This window comes from Microcystis sp. M53598_WE2 (assembly GCF_030067735.1).
Taxonomy (GTDB): domain Bacteria; phylum Cyanobacteriota; class Cyanobacteriia; order Cyanobacteriales; family Microcystaceae; genus Microcystis; species Microcystis aeruginosa.
Genome location: NZ_JASJFE010000481.1, coordinates 1 through 4,651 on the forward strand (window position 1 = coordinate 1; position 4,651 = coordinate 4,651).

4 protein-coding genes are annotated in these 4,651 nt (G+C 39.7%); 2 read left to right on the plus strand and 2 right to left on the minus strand.

The window, feature by feature from the left end:
• The coding region (locus PX636_RS10025) for a lysylphosphatidylglycerol synthase domain-containing protein (protein WP_288117000.1) at positions 1–349 on the plus strand (349 nt) is incomplete at its 5' end.
• Between the two features lie 65 nt (positions 350–414).
• On the opposite strand, the gene PX636_RS10030 is transcribed toward PX636_RS10025, so the two are convergent.
• Together PX636_RS10030 and PX636_RS10035 are read right to left on the minus strand one after the other, a co-directional pair.
• Complete coding sequence (locus tag PX636_RS10030) at positions 415–651, minus strand: hypothetical protein (RefSeq protein ID WP_080603301.1); 237 nt, start codon at positions 649–651, stop codon at positions 415–417.
• A gap of 117 nt (positions 652–768) precedes the next feature.
• On the minus strand, positions 769–1,125 hold the full coding sequence (locus PX636_RS10035; RefSeq protein WP_002799059.1) for a hypothetical protein: 357 nt from the start codon (positions 1,123–1,125) through the stop codon (positions 769–771).
• 114 nt (positions 1,126–1,239) lie between these two features.
• Between PX636_RS10035 and PX636_RS10040 the strand changes: the two genes are divergently transcribed.
• Positions 1,240–4,566, plus strand: coding sequence for an AAA-like domain-containing protein (locus PX636_RS10040; RefSeq protein WP_288117002.1), 3,327 nt, complete (start codon positions 1,240–1,242; stop codon positions 4,564–4,566).
• The last annotated feature ends 85 nt before the right edge of the window (positions 4,567–4,651 follow it).

The window sequence follows — 4,651 nt, forward strand, 5'->3', positions numbered from 1 at the left end:
AGAAAATATCTATTTACCCTCTTGGACTCTTTCCCTAGCTTTGATTTTGCTGACTTTTATTGATTGGATATTAGCCGCTAGAGTTCTCTATCTTCTTCTCCCGGGCAGCTACAATACTTCGTTTTTAGGATTTTTCGGTCTCTATGTATTTGCCATGACGGCAGGGGTATTAAGCAATGTGCCGGGGGGAATAGGGGTTTTTGAGTTTATCATGCTGAGATTACGCCCCGAATATGTATCTAATGCCGAGCTTTTAGGCTCTTTAATCGCCTATCGAGCTATTTATTATTTCCTGCCTTTAATTGTCGCTTTTGTCTGGTTGTTGGGTTACGAGGCGCGCAGAAAATAATGCCCGCAAATTAGCTTAAACGGACAAAAAAAGTCCCCATGCCGTCATAGCTGGGGAGCATCAATCTAGTAGGCTAAAGTTTCTAAAGTTTCCCGTAGATAGGAACAAATGCGAGCATCAGCATCGTCTCTATTTTTACCTGATTCTAGTTGTTCTTGCTGCCAACGCCGAAAACCGGAACTAGCGGCGATGGCTTGTTTTAAATGCTCCCAAGTGTGATGATCTTTGTGAAGTGGGGTGTCAGAAAATGTGGTAGAGTTGCCCATCTTTACCTCTGGTGGTAGGGTTGCACTTTTTAACATAACTTAAAAATCGCTGAAAATTCTGATAACTGGGACACAATTAGGCAGAAAAAGGTGTTGCCTAGCGGGAAAGCTGCGGGGATGCCAACACCTTTTTTGAGGAAATATAGCAGATTTTTAGGAGATTTTGCTGGTTTCTGCCGCTTCTTCCGCCTCCACTGCCGCGTTTAAAGCGACGGGGGGAATGGGGATAGGAAATACCGACGGCAGCTTAGCGGCGGCATCTTCAGGAGGCTGCCCGGAGTGAAAACGACGGTAACTTAAAACACCGGCTACGGTGATTGCTCCTGTAGCGGCGGCAATCCCTAAAATAAGTTTGTTAGGATTGACATGGAAGGTGGTATTGCTGCCAAAAATGCCTTTAGCTTTAGCGAAAGCACAAGCGGAGGCACTGCCAGCATCAAGAGTACCTAAAACAATACCACTGACGAGGGTGGCACTAACGGCGATGGAGGTGAAAAAAGTTTTCTTCATAATTGCCTTGGGGATAGGTTGTCAATAGCGATTATCCTTGCATTATAGATATCTCCATCACAATTGTCTATTTTATTTCCGTTGGTGACATTGGGATAATTTTGTTTAAGAATCATGAATTATCAATATCGTGTCGGGGGTAGTCTTGCCTATAACCATCCTACCTATATCGAGAGAAATGCTGATCGAGAACTGTTAACGGCGTTGAAAAATGGTCAATTTTGCTACGTTTTTAACTGTCGTCAGATGGGTAAATCCAGTTTAAGGGTACGAGTGACTCATATTTTACAGCAATTGGGCATGGATTGCGCGTCCGTAGATATAACCAGCATTGGTAGTAATGATAATTTATCCCAATGGTATAACGGCGTGATCACCCGTTTGTTTTTAGGATTTAATCTGACGGGAAAAATTAATCTTAAATCCTGGTTGCGCGATCGAGAGGATTTACCTCCCGTGCAGCGTTTGGGACAATTTATCGAGGAAGTTTTATTAGTTTATTGTCGGGGAGAGAAAATATATATTTTTATCGACGAGATCGATAAAATTCTCAGTTTACAGTTTTCTCTAGATGACTTTTTTTCCCTGATTCGTTATTGTTATAACCAAAGAGCGGAAAATGCCCAGTATGAAAGAATTACTTTCGCTTTATTCGGTGTTGCTACCCCAGCAGATTTAATTCGCGAAAAGACCCAAACATCTTTTAATATCGGCCAAGCGATCGAATTAACAGGATTTAATCTGACCGAAATTGCTCCTTTAGCCGCAGGATTATCCAGTCAAAGTAATTATCAACCCGACTGCTTAGAAAAAATTATTTTTTGGACGGGAGGACAGCCATTTTTAACCCAGAAAATCTGTCAGCTATTGCTGGAAAGTAATTTAGATATTGAGACGCTGATCAAAGAGAGAATTATTAATAATTGGGAATCTCATGATGAACCAGTTCATCTGCGAACTATTGCCGATCGCTTGTTAAGAAATCAAGACAAAGCCGGTCGTTTGTTAGGCATCTATCAACAAATTTTAGAAAAAGGTGCAATCCTGTGCGATGATAGTCCAGAACAAGGGGAATTAAGGTTATCGGGTTTAGTGGTGAAAAAGGATAATCAATTAGTAGTTTATAATCCTATTTATCGAGAAATATTTAATCTCAATTGGGTAGAAAAACAATTAGAGCAATTGCGTCCCTACTCAGAAGCAATCGCCGCATGGCAACAGTCTAATTATACCGATGAATCGCGGCTTTTACGCGGAAAAGCTTTAAATAATGCCCTCGATTGGTCTCAGGGTAAAAGCTTAAGTAATCTTGATTATCAGTTTTTAACTGCCAGTCAAAATCTCGATAAAAGAGAGGCAGAAATTAGCCTAGAAACTCAGAGACAAGCTAATAAAATTCTAGCAATTGCTCACCAAAAAGCCACCAAGAGAATTAAAATTGGCTCAGTAATTTTAATTGCTTCTCTTTTGGGTTCTCTCTTCGCTTTTATTCAGGTAAAACAAGCGTGGCAGCAAGTAGAAACCGCTCAACTAGGTATTCAATTACAGCGCAATGGTGACAGTTATTGGCAACAATTTAAATTTGAACAACTAGAATCATTAATGGCGGCTATGCAAGCAGTAAATAGTTTAAAAAATATCGTTACTGATGACCAAACCTTGAGTAAATATCCTGCTACAAGTCCAATTATTACCCTACAACAAATTTTAGATCGTATTCAAGAAAAAAACCAACTGCAAGGACACCGGGGAACTATTTATAGTGTTAGTATTAGTCCTGAGCGTCAAAAAATTGCCACTGCTTCTCAAGATGGGACGGTAAAAATTTGGAATCAAAAAGGTGAGAATATTCAAACTTTGACAGGTCATCAAGGAGCAGTTTATAGTGTTAGTTTTAGTCCCGATGGTCAAAAAATCGCCACTGCTTCCGAAGATAAAACCGCCAAAATTTGGAACTTGCAAGGGCAAAATTTAGTCACCTATCCTGACCATCAAGAATCAGTTTATAGTGTTAGTTTTAGTCCCGATGGTCAAAAAATTGTCACCACTTCCAGGGATAAAACCGCTAGATTATGGAATTTATCAGGTGAAACTTTACAGGTATTTAAGGGACATAAAAGATCGATAGATGCAGCTAGTTTTAGTCCCGATGGTCAAAAAATTGCCACCGCTTCCCGGGATGGTACGATTAAAATCTGGGATTTATCAGGTAAAATTATCTTGAGTTTAGGTCAAGAAAATATTGAGGCTTTTTATAGTGTTAATTTTAGTCCCGACGGTCAAAAAATTGCCGGGGCAGCGGCCGATAAAACTGCTAAAATCTGGGATTTACAGGGAAATTTAATAGCTACTTTCCGGGGACATCAAGATTTTGTCAACAGTGTTAATTTTAGTCCTGATGGACAGTTTATAATTACTGCATCTAGTGACGGTAGTGCTAAAATTTGGGGACTGCAAGGGGAAGAAATAACTACTCTTAGAGGACATCAAGAATCGGTTTTTACTGCTGTATTTAGTCAAGATGGAAAACAGGTGGTAACTGGATCGAGTGATGAAACGGCTAAAATTTGGCAACTGAACAATTTAAATCAAGCTCAGGCCGATAATACCAGTGTTAGCATTAATTCCCAGGGCAGTATTATCGCTATTGCTAACAAAGATGGTCAAATTACTTTACTCGATTCCCAGGGGAAAAAAATTAGAGAATTTGCCACAAAAATGCGCTCAATCTATAGTATAGCTTTTCATCCCGATAGTAATCAGATAGCGATTACAGGAAGAAATGGAAAAGTACAAATCTGGAGTCAAAAAGGAACAATGCTTCAAGAATTTACTGCTAGTCAAGTACCGATTTATAGTCTTGCTTTTAATGGAGAGGGAACAGCAATAATCACGGGAACAAGCGAGGGAAAAGTTCAATACTGGCATTTAAGTAATTATCGGCCTCAATTAATTAATTCCTGGACAGCCGATGATCATATTATCTATGATTTGGTGTTTTCTCCCGATCATCAAAAAATTGCTACGGCTGCTCGAGGAAAGATTAAAATTTGGGATTTACAGGGCAATCTTTTAAAGGAGATTAAAACTGATTCTTTTCCCGTTTATGGAGTTAGTTTTAGTCCCGATGGTGAAAAAATCGCCGCTATTTCAAGGGATGGTACAGCTAGACGCTGGGACATTGACGGAAATTTGCGCTCGGAGTTTAAAATAGAAGAAGATATCGTCTATGGGATCACTTTTAGTCCTGATAGTCGAGAGATTGTGATTATTGCTAGGGATGGTCAAAAGCATCGATGGCCCTTAGAAACGGAATATAATTATTTACAAAAATTGCTCGATCGAGGTTGTCTTTGGTTAGAAGATTATCTCAGGACTCGTCCCGAAAAACGAGAAGCTCTATCCCCCTGTACTGGGAAAATAAAACCATTCACCTTTTAAACTTGGTTTGACTGGGTGGGGGGTGAAGGTTAAATTAATTAGTTAATTTCTTGATCTCTTCGGTTTGTCTTATGCAACGGACAGG

What these genes read in the sequence shown, in the direction of transcription:
- PX636_RS10040 (WP_288117002.1), top strand. Translation starts at nt 1,240, where the DNA reads ATGAATTATCAATATCGTGTCGGGGGTAGTCTTGCCTATAACCATCCT.
- PX636_RS10035 (WP_002799059.1), bottom strand. Translation starts at nt 1,125, where the DNA reads ATGAAGAAAACTTTTTTCACCTCCATCGCCGTTAGTGCCACCCTCGTC.
- PX636_RS10030 (WP_080603301.1), bottom strand. Translation starts at nt 651, where the DNA reads ATGTTAAAAAGTGCAACCCTACCACCAGAGGTAAAGATGGGCAACTCT.